Origin of the sequence: Amycolatopsis sp. NBC_01480 (assembly GCF_036227205.1) — a bacterium.
Taxonomy (GTDB): domain Bacteria; phylum Actinomycetota; class Actinomycetes; order Mycobacteriales; family Pseudonocardiaceae; genus Amycolatopsis.
Genome location: NZ_CP109442.1, coordinates 213,231 through 229,743, shown reverse-complemented (window position 1 = coordinate 229,743; position 16,513 = coordinate 213,231). Strand labels below are relative to the sequence as shown.

The window sequence follows — 16,513 nt, the reverse complement described above, 5'->3', positions numbered from 1 at the left end:
CGATCCTTTCCGTGGTCAGCGGTGCCCGAGCAGTTCGAGTTCGGCGATCGACGTCTTCGTGGCGCCCGGCGCGGCGGCGACGTCGAGCCGGTAGTACCGGTAGGTGCCGCCCTGGGACGGTGTGAAGACGCGGGTCTGGTTGCGCCAGGCGAACTTCTGGTCCTGACGCCGGTCGAGCGTCGTCCAGTGGATGCCGTCCGTGGAGCCGGACAGCGTCCACGTCGCCGGATCGGCCCCGCCGGCCGAGCCCGCGGTGACCGTGTACTGCTCGACCTGGTGCGCGGCCGGCAGCGTGAAGCTCACGTTCCCGCCCGTCGCGGGCAGGTCGGCGACGGTGGCGGAAGTGTTGTCCGTGACCGCGGCGGTCGTCGTGGTGCCCGGCGCGGCGAAGTCCTGCTGCGGAGCGGCGTCCGCTGACGGTGGAGCGTCCTGCGGCCCGGTGCCCCACCGCGACGGCAGGGGACCCATCAGGAAGTCGATCCGGCCGCCGTTCGCGAGGTCGTCGTGGTTCACCCAGGTACGGCTGCTCGGGCGGCCGTTGACGAACATCGCCTGCACGTAGACGTTGCGCGCGGAGTTGCCGGACGCGGTGATGGTGAGCGTGCGGCCGTTCTCCAGGTGGAGCGTCGCCCGATCGTAGAGCGGCGAGCCGATCGCGAACGTCGGCGCACCGCTCTGCAGCGGGTAGAACCCGAGGGCGTTCATCACGTAGAACGCCGACATCGAGCCGTTGTCCTCGTCGCCGGGGTAGCCCTGGCCGATGCCGCTGCCGGTGAACGACCGCGCGAGCATCGACCGCACGAGCCCGGCGGCCTTCGACGGCTGCCCGGCGTAGTCGTACATGTAAGGCACGTGCATGGCGGGCTGGTCGTTGTAGGCCCACTGGCCGAACCGGTCGTCACGGGACTCGAACATCTCGTGGTAGGGCCCGCCCCAGCCGCCGCCGTACTGCGCGGTTTCCGGCGTGGCGAAGAACTGGTCGAGCTTCTTCGCGAGTCCCGCACGGCCGCCGTAGAGGCCGGCCAGGCCGGCGCCGTCCTGCGGGACGGAGAACGCGTACGTCCAGCCGTCGCCTTCGGTGTAGTCGCCGGCGTTCCAGTCGAGCGGGTTGTACGTCCCGGGCGCGTGGGCCCACTCACCGGCGGTGTTCTTGGGCTGGAAGAAGCCGGTCTGGGGTTCGAAGATCTTCGCGTAGCCGGAGGAGCGGTCGAGGAAGTAGTGGTAGTTGGTCAGGTACTCGTCGCGCCGGGGATCGCTTGGCTTGGCGGTGTGGTAGAGCTTCAGCGACATCTGCGCGATGCCGTAGTCGGCGATCCAGTCTTCCAGCGACGCCGACGCGCTCGAGCCCGTTTCGGACGGTGTGTAGCCGAGGAACGTCGTGTGCTGCACGTCCGGGCGGCCGGTCAGCCCGGACGAGGGCACCATCGCGTCCTTCACCGCGGCTTCGTAGGCCGAGGCGACGTCGAAGTTCGTGACGCCGCGCAGGTAGGCGTCGGCGATGGCGACGTCGGAGCTGGTGCCGCTGAAGCCGAGGTAGCCGGGCGCGGTCCACTGGCCGACCCAGCCACCGTCGCGGTACTGCTGCACGAACCCGTCGATCATCTGCCCGGTCAGGCTCGGGTAGAGCAGCGAGTCCAGCGACCACGCGCTGCGGTAGGTGTCCCAGAACCCTTCGTTGGCGTACGGCCGCCCGTTCTTGATCGTGGACCCCGTCGTGGTCGGTGTGTTCGGCCCGGCGCTGCCGGAATACGGGCTGGCGTAACGGTAGTCGGGCCGTTGTGCGTCGCCGGTGTTCTCGGCCAGCTCGTTCGGGTACAGGTTGAGGCGGTAGAGGCTCGAGTAGAGCGTGGTCAGCTGGTCCTCGGTCGCGCCGTCGACGGTGATCACGCCGAGCTGCCGGTCCCACGTCCGCTGGGCGTCGGCGCGGACCTGGTCGAAGCCGCGGGCGCCGACCTCCAGCTCCAGGTTGTGCTTGGCCTGGTCGACGCTGAGGAACGACGTCGCGATCCGCATGGTCAGGGTGCGGTCGGCGCCGAGCCCGAAGCCCGCGTAGGCCGCAGGGCCACCGCCGCCGGTCAGTGAGCCGGACGCGGTCATCGGCCGGTCGAAGGTGGCGTAGACGAACATCCGTGGTGCGCCCCAGAAGCCGCTGACGTCGGAGAACCCGGTGACCACCCCGGCCGCGCGGTCGACGGTGACGCCGGAGCGGCCGTCGACGTTGTCGAAGATGAGGCTGTCGCCCCCGGCGGGGAAGCGGAACCGGAAGACGGCGGCGTGGTCGGTCGGCGTCATCTCGGTGCTCAGGCCGTTGTCGAAGGTGACGCCGTACCGGTCGGGACGCGCGGATTCGTGGTCGTGGCCGAAGGTGAGGGCCCGCTTCGCGCGGTCGGCGGTTCCGGGAGTGTCCGAAGTGGACGGCATGACCTGGAACGTCTGGTGGTCGCCGACCCAGGGGCTCGGCTCGTGGCTGACGGAGAAGGCTTGCAGAGCGGGGCGCCCGGCCGGGGTGTTGTCGCGGGAGTACTGGTAGAGGGTGCCGGTGGAGGACGCGTCGGTCATCGGCGTCCAGAAGTTGAAGCCGTGCGGTAGCGAGGTGGCCGGGATGGTGGCGCCGCGGGAGTAGTCGCCGGAGGAGTTGGTGCCGCGGGTGGTCACGGCGCACTCGGTGACGTGCCGGTCGGCGCACGACCCGGCCGGCCCGTCCGCGATGGCGATGTCGTCGACCCAGCCGGCGAAGTGGGCCCGGTCGCCCGGCCCGGTCCAGGTGAGCTGGATCCGGGCGACGGTCTTGCCGGCCGCGAAGGCGCCGAGGTCGGCGGTGACCTGGTTCCACTGTCCGGCGTGGAGAGTCTGCGCCGCCCCCTGGGCCGGCGCGGTGAGCCGGACGCCGTTCTGGTCGGTGACGGGCAGGCCGCTGAGCTTCGAGCCGTCGGTGAACTGCAGGTCCACCGCGGCGTAGGTGCTCGGGTAGGTGGTGTCGTTCCCGGTGAACTCGGGGAAGATCACGTACGACAGCCGCGTGGTGCGTCCCACCGGCACCCGGACGTCGTAGAGCCGGTCGGTGACGGTCCCGCGGGCGCCGGTCTGCCAGCCCTCGTAGTGCAGGGAGTGTGTGCCGCTGAAACCCTGGTGTGGTTTGACGGTCGGGCCGGCCGCGGGACCGTCACCGACTTCCGCGGTCATCCCGGGGGCGCCGCCCTGGCCACCCAGCGCGATTTCGGCCAGCTGGAGATGCGCGTCGCCGTGGTTCGCGGTCACGGCGAGCCGGTAGTGCCGGTAGGCCCCGGGGCGCGCGACGGCGAACACCCGGGTCTGGCCGCGCTGGGTGAAGTCCTGGTCGCGCCGGTCGTCGACGGTCTGCCAGCGGGTCCCGTCGGCCGAGCCCTGCAGGGTCCAGGTCTTCGGGTCGCGCGCCGGGGCGTCCCCGGCGGAGGTCAGGGTGTAGGTGACGACCGCCGTCGTGGTGCCGAGCGCCAAGGTCAAGGTGCCGCGGGTGGCGGGAACCTGCCAGCTGGTGGCGGGGTCGCGGTCGACCGCGGATCCGGGTGCGGTCCCGTCACCGCTCACCGCGGCCGGCGCGGCCGCCGCCGGCAGAGCCGCGCCCGGGACCACGTCGTGCGCGCCCGGTTCGGGAGTGCTTTCCCAGGACAACGCGGGATCTCCGGTCTCGAACGAGGACCGGAAGGCGGAGACGGCCGCGCCGGCCGGCGTCGCGGCGAGCAGGCTCGAGACGACCACGGCCGCGGTGGCGGCAGCCAGCAGTCGGTGGGGGACAACGGCCACGGCGGGCTCCCTCGTGGATCAGCCGGGCAGGTCGGCCCGCTGGATTGACAACGTTGGCAGCGGCGCTAAGTGTCGGCTGCGCTTGTCAGCGTTGTCAACGCTCTGAACAGGACAGAAACCTGGTCAACAGCGCTTCGGGCAGGTCGCCGGACCGGCCTGGGAGACCGGGTCAGCGCAGGGTTGTGCCGAGACCTTCCCCCGAGCCGCGGGGGATGAGCGTGGTCGGCAGGACAACTCGCCGCGGGCGTGATCGTTCGCCGTCGAGACGCGCGAACAACAACCTCGCGGCTTGGCCGCCCAGCTCCCGGACATCCTGGGCGACCACCGTCACGCCCAGGGCTTCGGCGAGCTCGGAGTCGTCGAAGGCGACCAAGGCCGTCCCCGGCGCGCGGGACGCCGCGATGGCCCGCGCCACGCCGCCGACGATCCGGGGATTGTCGGCGAAGATCGCGGTCGGGGCGGTGCCGGCGGCGAGCAGTCCGGCGGTCACCCGGAACGCCGCCGACGAGTCGATCGCGTCGGTGTGGACGGAGTGCGGCTCGTGCCCGGCCTCACCCAGTTCGGCGCGGAAGCCCCGCAGCCGTTCGGCCGCCGTGTGAACCGCGGGGGAGTGCCCCACGTAGGCGATGCTCGTGTGGCCCTGCCCGAGCAGGTGCCGCACTGCCTGCGCGGCTCCGTCCGCGTGCCCGGCGAGGACGCAGTCCACCGGCAGCCGTCGCGGTGGCCGGTCGGCGAACACGATCCGGGTCCCGGCATCGAGGTAGGGGCGCAGGTGGTCGTGCACGCGGTCGGCCGAAACGACCACGAGCCCGTCGAGCCGGCGTTCGACGAAGGAGGTCAGCAGCGCGCGTTCACGGGCGGGATCCTCGCCTGAACCGGCCACGAGCGTGGTGAACGACCGCCCGGTGCTGACTTCTTCGACGGCGCTGACCATCGCCGCGTAGAACGGGTCGGCAAGGTCCGCGGCGAGCACGCCGATACCACCGCCGATCCGGTCGGTCCGCCGCAGGCCCACGGCGTACCCGTTGGGCCGGAACCCGAGGCGGCGGATCTCGGCTTGGACCCGCCCGCGGACGTCGTCGCTGATGAACGGGTAGTTGTGCACCACCCGGGAGACGGTCTTCACGCTCACCGATGCCGCCATCGCGACATCACGCATCGTCGGCCGCCCGGTGGGCGCGGGACCCCGGCGGCCGGTCTCCTTCGGCGCGTCGGCCATTGCCGGACGGTACCGCAATGACAGGGGACCGGTGCTTCCGTGACTGGTCCCAGAATGGCTATCGCTACGGAGCCAATGTGTGGCCAGCGTCGAGCGGACGGCGGAGTCCGCCGGGTCTACTTGACGCAGGGAATGCCGCCGCCGGACAGGCCGTTGGGTGGGGCCGAACTGTCCGGTGCTCCGGCAGCACCGGAAGTGGGCGGGGCCGACGGCTGGCTGCCGGAGGCGCCCCCACCGGAAGCGGGCGGGGCCGACGGCTGGCCGCCGGAGGTGCCCCCACCGGCTGCGGCCAGTGCGGACGGCATGGTGAACGCGGTGCCGATGACCACCCGGACGTGCCCGGACGGCACGGTGGAGTCGTGCTCGGTGGTGACGCCGCCCAGCAGCTTGGCCACCGCCGACGCGGATGTGCTGCCGCCGCTGCCGTAGTAGACCACCGTCCGGCTGACGTGGCGCGGGTCGGTGGAGGTGGTGCCGGCGGCGTATCCCTTGGCGGCCAACGCGTGGGAGACGGTGGAGGCCAGGCCGGTGCGGCTGGTGCCGTTGACGACGTCCACGGTCGCCTGCCCCGCCTGGGCACCGCTGCCGGCACTCGACGGCGCGGACGACGACGGCGGGGCGGGTGCGGTGCCGCCGATCAGCTGCCGGACCACGCCCTGCACCTGGGCGACGTCGACGATGTTGACGTCTTCGCCGGAGGTGTTCTTGCCGAACTTGACGATCGGGAGCGTGACGAAGCTGATGTTGCCGCCGGTCAGGTTCGCGGCCTGGCCGGCGAACGACATCAGGTCCAGACCGGCGTCGACGGCCATGTTCTGCTTGGCGACGTTCAGGATGCCTTGCAACTGCGACGGATTGGTGAACACCCCGCCCTGCTTCAGCTGATAGGCCAGGGAAGAGATGAAGGCCTGCTGGCGGACCTCGCGGTCCAGGTCGGTGAAGTTCAGCTGCGGGTGGACCACATCGCGGCGCTGGCGCACGAACGCCACCGCCTGCGCGGCGTTGATCTGCTGCCGGCCCTGGTGGAAGTCGGCGCCGGAGTAGCTGTCCTGGGTGTCTTCGTTGAGGCAAACGGTTACCGGCTGCACGACCTGCGCGATCTGGAAGAACGCGACAAGGGTGACTTCGGCGAAGTGGTCCACCGGGACTCCGCCGAGGAACTGGCGCACGGTGTCGATTTCGGCCTTGCGACCGGCTTCGCGCTCCTGCTGCTCGCGCTGGCTCTTGTCGCCGCCCTCGTTGACCAGCTGCTTGGCCTTCTGGTCGAACGCCAGCCCGTAGGCCTGCTTGATCTTGCCCTTGCACTGCCCGTCCGGGCAGCCGGGGATGTCGACGTAGTCGTCCCGGGGGATGGACAGCGAGGTCGCCTTGCTGCCGTCACCGGGGACGTGCAGCAGCATCAGGACGTTGGCGTTGTTGCCGCCGTCCTGCTGGTCGCCGGCGTGCAGCGCGTCGTAGATGTCCTGCGGCAGCGCGTTGCCGTTCTCGTCGAGCCGGCTGTCCAGGCCCATGATGAGGATGTTGGTGTCCCCGTTGGCCGATTTCGTGTCGCCGCCGAGCGCGTCCGAGGTGTGCAGTCCGGCGACCAGGTTGTTGTACTGCGTCCAGCCGTAACCGGTCAGGCACAGCACCAGCAGCGACAGGACCCCGGCCACCACGGCGCCACTGCGGCGCGCTCCCATCCGGCGCGCGGAACCCCGCTGGACAGGCGGCGGGGGAACCGGCCGCCGTCGTCCGGGTGCGGGCCCGAACCGGTCCCCATCACGACCGTCCACAGCAGACCCCTCTCGACTTCGGTACACATCGTCTTCTTGAGGGCCTGACGCGCCGGCCACGGGTTGGTTGCCCCGCAGTGACGAACCACGCTCAGCGGCGGACGAGGTGCCCGGCGTTGATGACGGCCCGGCGGTGGCCCGGGCCGGTGAGGCGGGTGATGTCGCTGAGTGGATCGGCGTCGAGCAGGACCGCGTCGGCGGCCGAGTCCACGGCGATTGTGCCCATGCTGTCCCGTTTGCCGACCTTTTCGGCGGCGTTGGCGGTGGCGGTGGCGATGATCTCGGCGCAGGGAAGCCCGGCCTTCGCGAACAGTGGGAGCTCGACCTGGTCGAGTAACTCCTTGACGAGCCGCCGCGCGGTGCCGGCGTCGTCGACCTGGATGATCCCGCCTTTGTCCAGATCCTCCGGTTCGACCGGCTCGGGCCAGTTCTCCTGGTTGTTCGCCGGCCGGCCGTTCACGCCGGTGAAGCCCGATCGCGCGACGAACAGCGGGCGGAATTTCAGGGCTTCACCGTCACCACGAACGTAACCATGCCATCGCTTGACTCACGTCTACTTCCTGTCTTTCTTGGGCGTTCGGTGATCATTTTGCTGAAGCTCGGCCTCTTCGGCAACAAATTGTGCGATCGTCACGCCATCGGACTTGGAAATTTCCACTTCGTAGCGTCCTTTCGGATAGCATTCGATGGCGTAACCGGTATCGCCTGCGCGCACACCATCCGCATGAAACCGGTTTGTCAATATTCGCACCTTGGCATACTGCTCGATCAACGTAAATCTCCTGGTGAATCCGGACAGCGGAGTGGGGTTGGCTCAGTACGGCCAGCCTGGCACGTCCAACCGGATGCGGTAGAGCCCGAAGTTCCCACTGTCACCACCACTGGACGGGACGCCAGACGTTATGTAGAGCGTCCGGCGATCCGCCCCGCCGAAGGTCACGTTGGTTGCGTCAGGCCCGGCCGAGATCGTTCCCAGCGTCTGACCGGAGGGGGAGAAGACGTGCACCTTTCCGTCGCCGTAAGTGATTTGGTAAACGTTTCCCGCGCAGTCGATCGTGCCGCCGTCGGTGCCGTCCAGCGAGGTGAAGTCCGTGCGGGGGCCGGTGCTGCCGTCGGGGTTTACCGGGTAGCGGTAGATGTTGCCGGTGGCGTTTCCGCCCACGTACAGGGTCTTGCCGTCCGGGGACAGTTCGATTCCGTTGGGCTCGCGGATGGTGTCGTCGATCAGGGAGACGGCGCCGTCGCTGATCCGGTAGACGCCGGTGCAGCCCGACATCTCGTCCGGGCGGTCCGCGCGCTGGAAGTCGGGGTCGGTGAAGTACACCGTGCCGTCCGCGGACTGGGTGAGGTCGTTCGGCGAGTTGAACAGGTGGCCTTGGTAGGTCGCCGCGAGAGTCGTGCGCTGTTTCGTCGCCAGGTCGTAGGACGACACGCTGCGCTGGTCGTGCGTCGCCGCCAGGACGGACTTGCCGTCCCGGCTCAGGGCCAGGCCGTTGCTACCCGAGCCGGACAGGAAAGTGGTGAACGTGCCGTCCCCCGGGGTGTAGCGCAGGATGTCGGACGGCTGGACCTTGTGCGGGCCGGTGCCGTCGTGGATGTTCGTCAGCAGCAACGTCTGCGTCGCCGCGTCCCAGGTGGGGCCTTCCAGGAAGTTGAACCCGTCCTTGATCTTGGTCGCGGTCAGCGTCGGGGAGGGCAGGGGGCCGGGGAACGGGCCGCCTGGCCGGTCGAACGAGGTGGCTCGGTCCGGGGTGGTGAGCTGCGCAGTCGCGAAGGCGGGGGACACCAGGGACGTGCCGAGGGCGACGGCCACCGCGGCGGCCGTCAGGAGGCAGGGACTGCCTGGGGTCGAGGGCATGACGCTCCTTGCCGCGGAGGACGAGCTCTCCACGCGATCGTGAAACCGGACGGGGCCCGTGGCGGCGGCGTGATCCATGAGACATCCACCGCGCCTGTTTCGTCAAGGCCTGAAAGAACCACGCTGATGTCCTGCGGGTATCACAGGAGCTGCAAGAGGGCTTGGACACGGACGGGGCTCGCGGTCCACAGTGGAGCAGGAGTCGCACTACGGAGGTTCCGGGCCTTTCGAATTATTTGCGTATCCGAAGAGACGTGAAACAAGCGTCAGCGGGAAATTGATGTACCTGATTGCGAAATAGCGTGAAGCCGCTCAAGGGCGGCTGCGGTTCCTTTCGGACGAAGCGCCGAAGTCGACACGGCGCTGCGGTACGGGCTGGTACCGGGGTTCGTTAACTGGCACCTCCGGCTTCGCTCAACGGCTCGGCCGGTGCGGGACGGGGCGATAGCGTCCCTTTCCGAGGTGCGATTTCCCGCCCTCCCGGAACGTATTCAGCCGCTCCTTCCGAGGTGATGACGTGACCGACGTCGATCAGACGACTTCCCGCTTGGCCGATCCTGGTTTCCCGGTGTTCGACCCGGACGACCTGCTCCGGAACGTGCTGGGGATAGAGCCCGAACCGCTGCCCGACTTCGATTCCCCGGCCCTGACCCCGCTGCGGGTCCCGTTGCGGGAGGCCACGGTCGGGCTGCTGGTGTCCTCCGGCGCCTACTTCCCGGACCAGCCGCGGCTCCGGCAGCACAGCGACCTGTCCTACCGGCTGCTGCCCAGGGAGCGTGACCTCGACGAGGTGCTGTTCGGGCACATGACCCCGATCCGCGCCTTCGCCCTCGCCGACCCCAACGTGGCCTACCCGAGGGACACCATGCTCGACCTGGAACGAGACGGAGTCATCGGCCGGTACGCGGACAACGCCGTGTCGATGACCGGCTCGATCAGCCAGTTCGACGAGCTGGCGACCGAGGTGGCTCCCCGGATCGTCGAGGAGTTCGAAGCCATGGGCGTCGACCTGGTGCTGGTGGTGCCGTTCTGCCCGCAGTGCCACGTGGCCTTCGGGGTGCTCGCCCGCGCGCTCGAACGGCGGGGCCTGCCGACCACCAGCATCACCACGCTGTACAAACACGCCACTTACCTGAAGCCGCCTCGTGCCTCGTTCCTCGATTTCCCGCTGGGGTGCACGGCCGGCCGGCCCCGGGAGAAGGCGCAGCAACGGGAGATCGTCAAGGCCGCGCTGCAGCACGCCGAGCAGGCCGGGCCGGACTGGGCACTGAACCGGCTGCCCTTCCAGTGGGCCGCGGACGGCAACCGGGACTGGGAAGCCCTCGTCGCGGACGTTTACCGCCTCGACAACGAGATCCGCGGCGCCGTCCGGACGAATGCGGCGGCCCACGCGCAGGTCCTGGGCGGCGGGAACGAGCACGAGTTCGCCATCCGGTGCGCCTGCTGACCGCATCGAGCAAAAGGGAAGTGCGCCGCATGCGTATCACCAATCTTGACGGCCGGCTCGTGCTCAAGTACCCGGACGGCGTCACCGACGTCGAGGTCGCCAGCGACGGACGGTTCTCCGCGGACCCGCAGGCCGTGTTCTCCCGCTGGGACGAGTTCATCGCCTGGGCGGGCGAGCTTCGCGGGCCCCGAGCCGAGCCCGGCGACCCGAGCCGTCTCAGGGCGCCCGTGCCGCGCCCCTCACAGGTGTTCGCGATCGGGATGAACTACGCCGACCACGCCGCCGAGGGAGGACTGCCGCTGCCGCCCGAACCGGCCGTGTTCACCAAGTTCCCGACTTCACTGGCGGGCCCGAACGACGAGGTGCGGCTACCGACGTCCACAGTGGACTGGGAGGCGGAACTGGTGGTCGTCATCGGCCGGCGGGCGGTCCACGTCGAGGCGGCCCGGGCCTGGGACCACGTCGCGGGTGTCACGGTCGGGCAGGACCTGTCCGAACGGACTCGTCAGCTCGTCGGCGTCCCGCCCCAGTTCAGCATCGGCAAGTCCTTCCCGGGCTTCGGCCCCATCGGACCCGAGATCGTCACACCCGGCGAGCTCACCGATCGCGACGATCTGGAGATCGGCTGCAGCGTCAACGGCGAGGTCGTCCAGCGCGCCCGCACCGGCGACCTCATCTTCCCGGTCGCCTCCCTCGTCGAGCGGCTCTCCGCGATCCTCCCGCTGGTCCCCGGCGACCTCATCTTCACCGGTACGCCGTCCGGCGTGGGGCATTCCCGGGCACCGCGGCGTTACCTCGCGCCCGGCGACGTCCTCGAGACGTGGATCTCCGGCATCGGCCGCCTTCGCAACACGTTCGCCGAAGGTCCCCGGCACGTCTCGCGGACTGCCTGAATCGAAGGGAACAGCTCATGCCACTGCACAACTTGAACGCGCTGACCATCGGGGTGCCCGATGCGACAGCGGTCCGCGGCTACTACGAGGACTTCGGGCTCGCCGGCGAGGACGGCGGCTGGCTGTCGACGGCCGACGGCGGCAAGCAGCTCCGGCTGGTGCCGGCACCGCACCGGCAGTTGCTGCGCATGGAGATCGGGGTCGACGACCCCGACGACATCGGCTGGATCGCCGGCCGGCTCCGCCGGATCGACGTCGCCGTTTCCCAGCTCTCCCCGGACTCCGTGACGGCGCTCGAGCCGGTCACCGGGGTCGAGGTCACGGCCAAGGTGACCCGGCGGCTGGTTCAGCACCCGTCCCCGGAGGCCCCGCACAACCAGCCGGGACTCATCGAGCGGCCGGAAGCCCGCGCGCCCGCGATCCTGCGTGAAGGCAAGGTGCGGCCGCGCAAACTCGGTCACGTCGTGATCGGCTCCGTCGATCAGGCCACCAGTCAGAGGTTCTTCACCGACGGCTTCGGGCTGAAGGTGTCCGACGAGGTCCGCGACACCGCGGCGTTCATGAGGTGCTCGTCTGACCATCACAACGTGCTGGTCCAGGGGGCGCCGGTCAACTTCCTGCACCACACCGCCTGGCAGGTCGACGACGTCGACGAAGTCGGGCGAGGTGCGATGGCGATGCTCGAAGACAACCCCGAGCGCCACGCGTGGGGGCTGGGACGCCATTTCATCGGCTCCAACTTCTTCTGGTACCTCAGGGACCCCGCGGGGACGTTCTCCGAGTACTACTCCGACCTCGACTGCATCGTCGACGACGCGCTGTGGTCCCCGCAGGTCTGGGAGGACGACAAGGCCGCCTACAGCTGGGGGCCGCCGCTTCCGCCGTCCTTCATCCGCCCGGAGGACCTCGCCGCCCACATGACCGGGGCGCACGGAACGCCATGAGCCGGTACCGCGACGGACTGACCCTGGGCGAAGGCCCACGGTGGAATGACGGCGCGCTGTGGGTCTCGGACCCGCAGAAGGGCGGGATCTGGACCGACAGCGGCGGCACCTGGGCCTTCACCCCGCTGACCGCGCAATCGAACGGATTGTGGTTCCTGCCCGGCGGCCGCCTGGCCGGCGCGATCATGCGCGAAAAGAGAGTCGGGCTCTGGGACGGAGCCGGCTTCGGGGCGTACGCCGACCTGTCCGACGTCGCCGCGGGCCCCTTGGGAGACATGGTCGGCGACCGCCACGGCGGTCTTTATGTCGGCGATGTCGGCTACGCCGCCCACCTCGGTGAACAGCCGCGGCCGGGCCGCCTGATCCGGGTCGCTCCGGACGGCCGGGCGACGGTGGCGGCGGAAGACGTCGAGTTCCCGAACGGGCTGGCGATCATCGACGACGGCCGCACCCTGGTCGTCGCCGAAACCTGGGCCCAGCGGCTGACCGCCTTCACCGTCGGTGTGGACGGACAGCTCACCGATCGGCGGCTGTTCGCCGACCTCGCCGCGCTGGTGCACCCTGAAGCGCGGCCCGACGGGATCTGCGCCGCCGCGCAAGGCGTCTGGGTCTGCACACTCAGCGCCCACGCGGTCGCCCTCGTCGACGAATCCGGTCGGCTGGACCGGATCGGCACGGGTGAGGGTCAGCCGGTCGCGTGCTGCCTGGACCCGGAAGGCCGGCTTTTCGTGACCGTGGCCGAAACCGGCGGCGGCTCCGTCCTGGAGGCAGTCGCCGCCAAGACCTTGAAAACCCACGTCGAGGTTTACGAACCAGACGCTGTCCGCTGAGGAGAATCCGAGATGACCACCAGTGGAACCGAAAACCGGCCCGGCCCCGGGCCGGACTCGCGCACCCTCGAAGAGCACTTGCAAAACCTGCGTCAGGTGCAGTTCTACATGATCCGGATGGACATGACGCATTCCGTGGACGCACCGCTGGACTATCTGGCCCCCCACCTCCGGGAACACATCCTCTGGCTGGAAGAGCAGGAGGAGAACGGTGTGTTGTTCCTGTCCGGCGCCAACGCCGCCGGTGACCAGTGGGACGGCAGCGGCACCGCCATCATCAGGGCATCCTCCCTGGCCGCCGCGGTGGCCATCTCCGACACCGAACCCTTCCACCGCGAAGGCCTCCGGGTGAACACCGTGCACGGCTGGCAACTGAACGAGGGGACCGTCCGGCTCAGCTTCAGCCTGCTCGCCGACAAGTTCAGCCTCGGCTGAGCAGTGTGCCGCGTCCCCATCCATCCACACCAGACTCGAGGGTGCTATGAACAGTGCGGTTGATGTCGCCGTAATCGGTTGCGGGACAACAGGTCTGGCGCTCGCGCGACTCCTGGAGACGGAGGGCCTCCGGGTCGCGGTCATCGACCGCGGCCGGATGCCGATGGCCCGTCCCCGCGCGACTCACGTCGACGACGAGACGATGAGAGCGTTCCAGACGCTCGGTGTGCAGCACCTCGAGAAGGACTTCTCGCTGATGGGCATCTACCGCCACTACGACTCGAAGTGGCGCATCGTGATGCAGATGGCGATGAACCGGGGACGCACCGAGCAGGGCTGGCAGTCGGACTACATGTTCCACCAGCCCGACTTCGAGGCCGTGTTGCGCGGCAAGGTCCACAGCTACGCCAAGGCGAGCACGTACTTCGGCTGGGAGGTCACCGCGCTGGAGGACGCCGGCGACGGCGTGCTGGTGCACGTCCGCGAGATCGCCACCGCGCAGGACCGCCGGATCCGGGCGCGGTTCGTGGTGGGGTGCGACGGCGCCAACTCGAGTGTGCGCGGGTTCATGGGCTGCGCGCAGATCGATCACCACGCGACCCACCGCTCCCTGATCATCGACATCACTCCCTTTGTCACCAACGAAAATCTCACCGGCCGCGATGCCTTCATCCAGGGCGCGATCCGCAATCCGCTGACGTTCACGCCGATCGCCGCGCCTCGCTTGCGGCTCGAACTGATGCTTCGCCCGGATGACGACGCGGCGGCCTTCGAGCGGACCGAGAAGGCGTACGAACTGCTTTCGCCGTGGTTCAGCCCGGACCAGTACCGGCTGCTCCGCTGTGACGTCTACGAGTGGCGGTCGCTCACGGCCAGCCCGTGGCGCGCCGGCCGGGTCCTGATCGCCGGGGACTCCGCCCACACCATGCCGCCCCACCTCGGCCAGGGGATGTGTTCCGGCATCCGGGACGCCACGAATCTCGCCTGGAAGCTCGGCCGGGTAGTCCGCGGCGACTCGCCGATCGGGCTGCTGGACACCTACGAGACCGAGCGCCGGCCGCATGTGGACGCGTACACAAAGCTGTCCGCGCAGCTGGCGAACAAGATCGAGGCTCTGGTGGCGGCGGAGGAGGACCCGCCCGTGTTCCGGGCCGAGGCACTGCGCCCGCGGCTCGGCCCGGGCGTCCGGGACGAGACGAACGAACTCGCCGGAACGCTGAGCGCCCAGCCGAGAACCGCGAGTGGCCGGCTCCTCGACGATGTCGTGGGCTACCGCTTCGCCGTGGTGGGAGATCCGGCGGTCCTTTCCGGGACCAGCGATCGGACGAAGGCGTTGCTGAAGTCGCTCGGCGCCCGGGTCCTCGACGAGTTCTCCGAGGAGATTCGGGACTGGGTAACGAGTCTGGGCTCAGCCGCCGTGATCATCAGGCCCGATCGGTACCTCTTCGGCGCCGCAGGCACCTCGGCCGAATTGGACGCCTTGGCCGCCGCACTCGAGACCGTGTTGCTGCCGTCCGCCGTATCGGCGGCGTAGAAGAAAAGGATGGGCACGATGCTCAAGAAAGACGCACACCTGCTCGTCATCGGCGGAGCGCGTGGCCTGGGGTTCGCACTGGCCCGGACCGCGGCGGAACAGGGCGCGCGGGTGACGGTCACCGGGCGGGACGCGGACGTCGCGGCCGCCCGTGCCGCCGAACTCGGCCCGTCGGCTCGCGGGCTCGCCTGCGACTTGCTGGACGCCGGCTCCATCGGCCGGCTGTTCAGCGACCTCGACGTGGTCGACCATCTGGTGCTCACCGCCATCGAGCGGGACCACAACACCGCGGCCGGCTTCCGGGCGGACGCCGCCGCGCGGATGATGCTGATCAAGACGGTCGGCTACGCGAACGCCGTCGCGCACGCATTGCCCAAGCTCGACCCGGACGGCTCCGTCGTGCTGTTCAGCGGCCTGTCCATGTGGCGGCCCTCGCCGGGGTCCACGACCATGTCGATGGCCAACTCCGCCATTCCCGGCCTGGTCAACTCGCTGGCGGTCGAGATCGCCCCGGTGCGGGTGAACGCCATCACGCCCGGCACGGTCGCGGGCACGGAGGCCATCGACAACGCCGACCCGATCCGCGCCGAGTTCTTCGAGGCGCAGCGCCTGCGCACGCCGGCCAAGCGGCTGCCCACTCCGCAGGACATCGTCGCGGCGGTGCTGTTCCTGCTGACCTGTTCGAGCGTCAACGGCGAGAACCTCGTCGTGGACGCGGGCGCGCACCTGCTCTAGCGCTGCGCCCCAACGACTCGTGAGTGTCTATGACGGTTCTAACCGTCATGAACACTCACGAGCCTGATCAGCAGAGGGAGTACAGTCATGCGGATCAGCAGCTACCGGGGGCCTGACGGCGCCGAGCGAGTGGGGATCTGGCAGGGCGGGCAGCTTCATCGGGTTCCCGGCGCATCGAGGCTGATCGACCTGCTCGGTGACGACGGCTCCCGCCTCCGCGCCGCGGAGATGGCGGCGGCCCGGGAACCGGGCACCGACCCGGCGGCGGTGGAACTGCTGGCGCCGGTGCCGGTGCCGCCGTCGATCAGGGACTTCATGGCGTTCGAGGAACACGTGGTGACCTCGAGCGTCGCGCTCGGGCAGCCGGTGGACCCGCTCTGGTACGAGCTGCCGGTGTTCTACTTCACCAATCCGGCGGCAGTGCGCGGCGCGCACGCGGACGTGGAGATCGCGCCGGGCAGCGCCGCGCTCGACTACGAGATCGAGGTGGCCGCCGTCATCGGGCGGGCCGGCGCCGACCTGTCGCCGGACGAGGCGGTCGGCCACATCGCCGGGTTCACGCTGTTCTGCGACTGGAGCAACCGCGACCTGCAGGCCGCCGAGATGCGGGTGGGCCTCGGGCCGGCCAAGGGCAAGGACTCGGCGAGCAGCTTCGGCCCCTGGCTGGTCACGACCGACGAGTTCGAGGCACTGGCCTCGGGCCGCGCTTACGACGTCGAGCTGACCGGGTCGGTCAACGGCGTGACCTACAGCAGCGGCAATCTGGCCGACTTGTACTGGTCGTTCGGCGAGATGATCTGCTACGCCTCTCGCGGCACCCGGCTCGTGCCCGGCGACGTCATCGCCAGCGGCACCGTGGGCACTGGATGCATCCTCGAGCTGTCCCGGGTGCACGGCGCCGACGCCTACCCTTACCTCGGTCCTGGCGACCGGGTCCGCCTGGAAGGCGGCCCGCTCGGCGCCGTCGACGCGCGCATCCGCGAAGGCCGTCCCGTGATTCCTTTCCGGCCGAAGCAACAATGGTAAGATCGGTTTTCCGACTTCCGTCGTCAAACTCGGG

Annotated in this window: 14 protein-coding genes; 8 read left to right on the top strand and 6 right to left on the bottom strand. The window is 69.7% G+C overall.

Translation table 11 applies throughout. From position 1 onward, the window contains the following. Nucleotides 1–15 precede the first annotated feature (15 nt). From OG371_RS01120 to OG371_RS01095, 6 genes are all read right to left on the bottom strand, one after another. Nucleotides 16–3,783 carry a GH92 family glycosyl hydrolase gene (locus OG371_RS01120; RefSeq protein ID WP_329064601.1) on the bottom strand — a complete coding sequence of 1,256 codons (3,768 nt, stop codon included), beginning with the start codon at nt 3,781–3,783 and terminating at the stop codon, nt 16–18. 169 nt (nt 3,784–3,952) lie between these two features. After that, a complete protein-coding gene (locus OG371_RS01115; RefSeq protein ID WP_329064599.1) occupies nt 3,953–5,002 on the bottom strand; it encodes a LacI family DNA-binding transcriptional regulator in 1,050 nt (349 codons plus the stop codon). Between the two features lie 116 nt (nt 5,003–5,118). Continuing rightward, nucleotides 5,119–6,684, bottom strand: coding sequence for an LCP family protein (locus OG371_RS01110; RefSeq protein ID WP_329064598.1), 1,566 nt, complete (start codon nt 6,682–6,684; stop codon nt 5,119–5,121). 184 nt (nt 6,685–6,868) lie between these two features. Next, nucleotides 6,869–7,237: an amidohydrolase family protein gene (locus tag OG371_RS01105; protein ID WP_329064596.1), complete on the bottom strand. Its 369-nt coding sequence runs from the start codon at nt 7,235–7,237 to the stop codon at nt 6,869–6,871. Nucleotides 7,238–7,330: 93 nt separating this feature from the next. Beyond that, nucleotides 7,331–7,549, bottom strand: coding sequence for a DUF4926 domain-containing protein (locus OG371_RS01100; protein WP_329064594.1), 219 nt, complete (start codon nt 7,547–7,549; stop codon nt 7,331–7,333). Between the two features lie 42 nt (nt 7,550–7,591). Next, on the bottom strand, nt 7,592–8,635 hold the full coding sequence (locus OG371_RS01095) for an SMP-30/gluconolactonase/LRE family protein (protein ID WP_329064593.1): 1,044 nt from the start codon (nt 8,633–8,635) through the stop codon (nt 7,592–7,594). Between the two features lie 517 nt (nt 8,636–9,152). Between OG371_RS01095 and OG371_RS01090 the strand changes: the two genes are divergently transcribed. The 8 genes from OG371_RS01090 (at nt 9,153) to OG371_RS01055 (ending at nt 16,479) form a co-directional block, all read left to right on the top strand. Next, nucleotides 9,153–10,082: a glycine/sarcosine/betaine reductase selenoprotein B family protein gene (locus OG371_RS01090; protein ID WP_329064591.1), complete on the top strand. Its 930-nt coding sequence runs from the start codon at nt 9,153–9,155 to the stop codon at nt 10,080–10,082. Between the two features lie 29 nt (nt 10,083–10,111). Next, entirely contained in the window at nt 10,112–10,975 is an 864-nt protein-coding gene (locus OG371_RS01085) for a fumarylacetoacetate hydrolase family protein (RefSeq protein WP_329064589.1), read from the top strand. A 17-nt stretch (nt 10,976–10,992) separates the two neighbouring features. Further along, on the top strand, nt 10,993–11,919 hold the full coding sequence (locus OG371_RS01080; protein ID WP_329064588.1) for a VOC family protein: 927 nt from the start codon (nt 10,993–10,995) through the stop codon (nt 11,917–11,919). Beyond that, nucleotides 11,916–12,749: an SMP-30/gluconolactonase/LRE family protein gene (locus tag OG371_RS01075; protein ID WP_329064586.1), complete on the top strand. Its 834-nt coding sequence runs from the start codon at nt 11,916–11,918 to the stop codon at nt 12,747–12,749. The genes OG371_RS01080 and OG371_RS01075 overlap by 4 nt, the downstream gene beginning before the upstream one ends. A 12-nt stretch (nt 12,750–12,761) precedes the next feature. Continuing rightward, complete coding sequence (locus OG371_RS01070; protein ID WP_329064583.1) at nt 12,762–13,184, top strand: YciI family protein; 423 nt, start codon at nt 12,762–12,764, stop codon at nt 13,182–13,184. Nucleotides 13,185–13,230: 46 nt separating this feature from the next. Next, the gene (locus tag OG371_RS01065) at nt 13,231–14,718 is read left to right on the top strand and encodes a bifunctional 3-(3-hydroxy-phenyl)propionate/3-hydroxycinnamic acid hydroxylase (protein ID WP_329064581.1); all 1,488 of its coding nucleotides are present in this window, start codon (nt 13,231–13,233) and stop codon (nt 14,716–14,718) included. 18 nt (nt 14,719–14,736) lie between these two features. Beyond that, nucleotides 14,737–15,453 carry an SDR family oxidoreductase gene (locus OG371_RS01060; protein ID WP_329064579.1) on the top strand — a complete coding sequence of 239 codons (717 nt, stop codon included), beginning with the start codon at nt 14,737–14,739 and terminating at the stop codon, nt 15,451–15,453. 87 nt (nt 15,454–15,540) lie between these two features. Continuing rightward, on the top strand, nt 15,541–16,479 hold the full coding sequence (locus tag OG371_RS01055; protein ID WP_329064576.1) for a fumarylacetoacetate hydrolase family protein: 939 nt from the start codon (nt 15,541–15,543) through the stop codon (nt 16,477–16,479). The last annotated feature ends 34 nt before the right edge of the window (nt 16,480–16,513 follow it).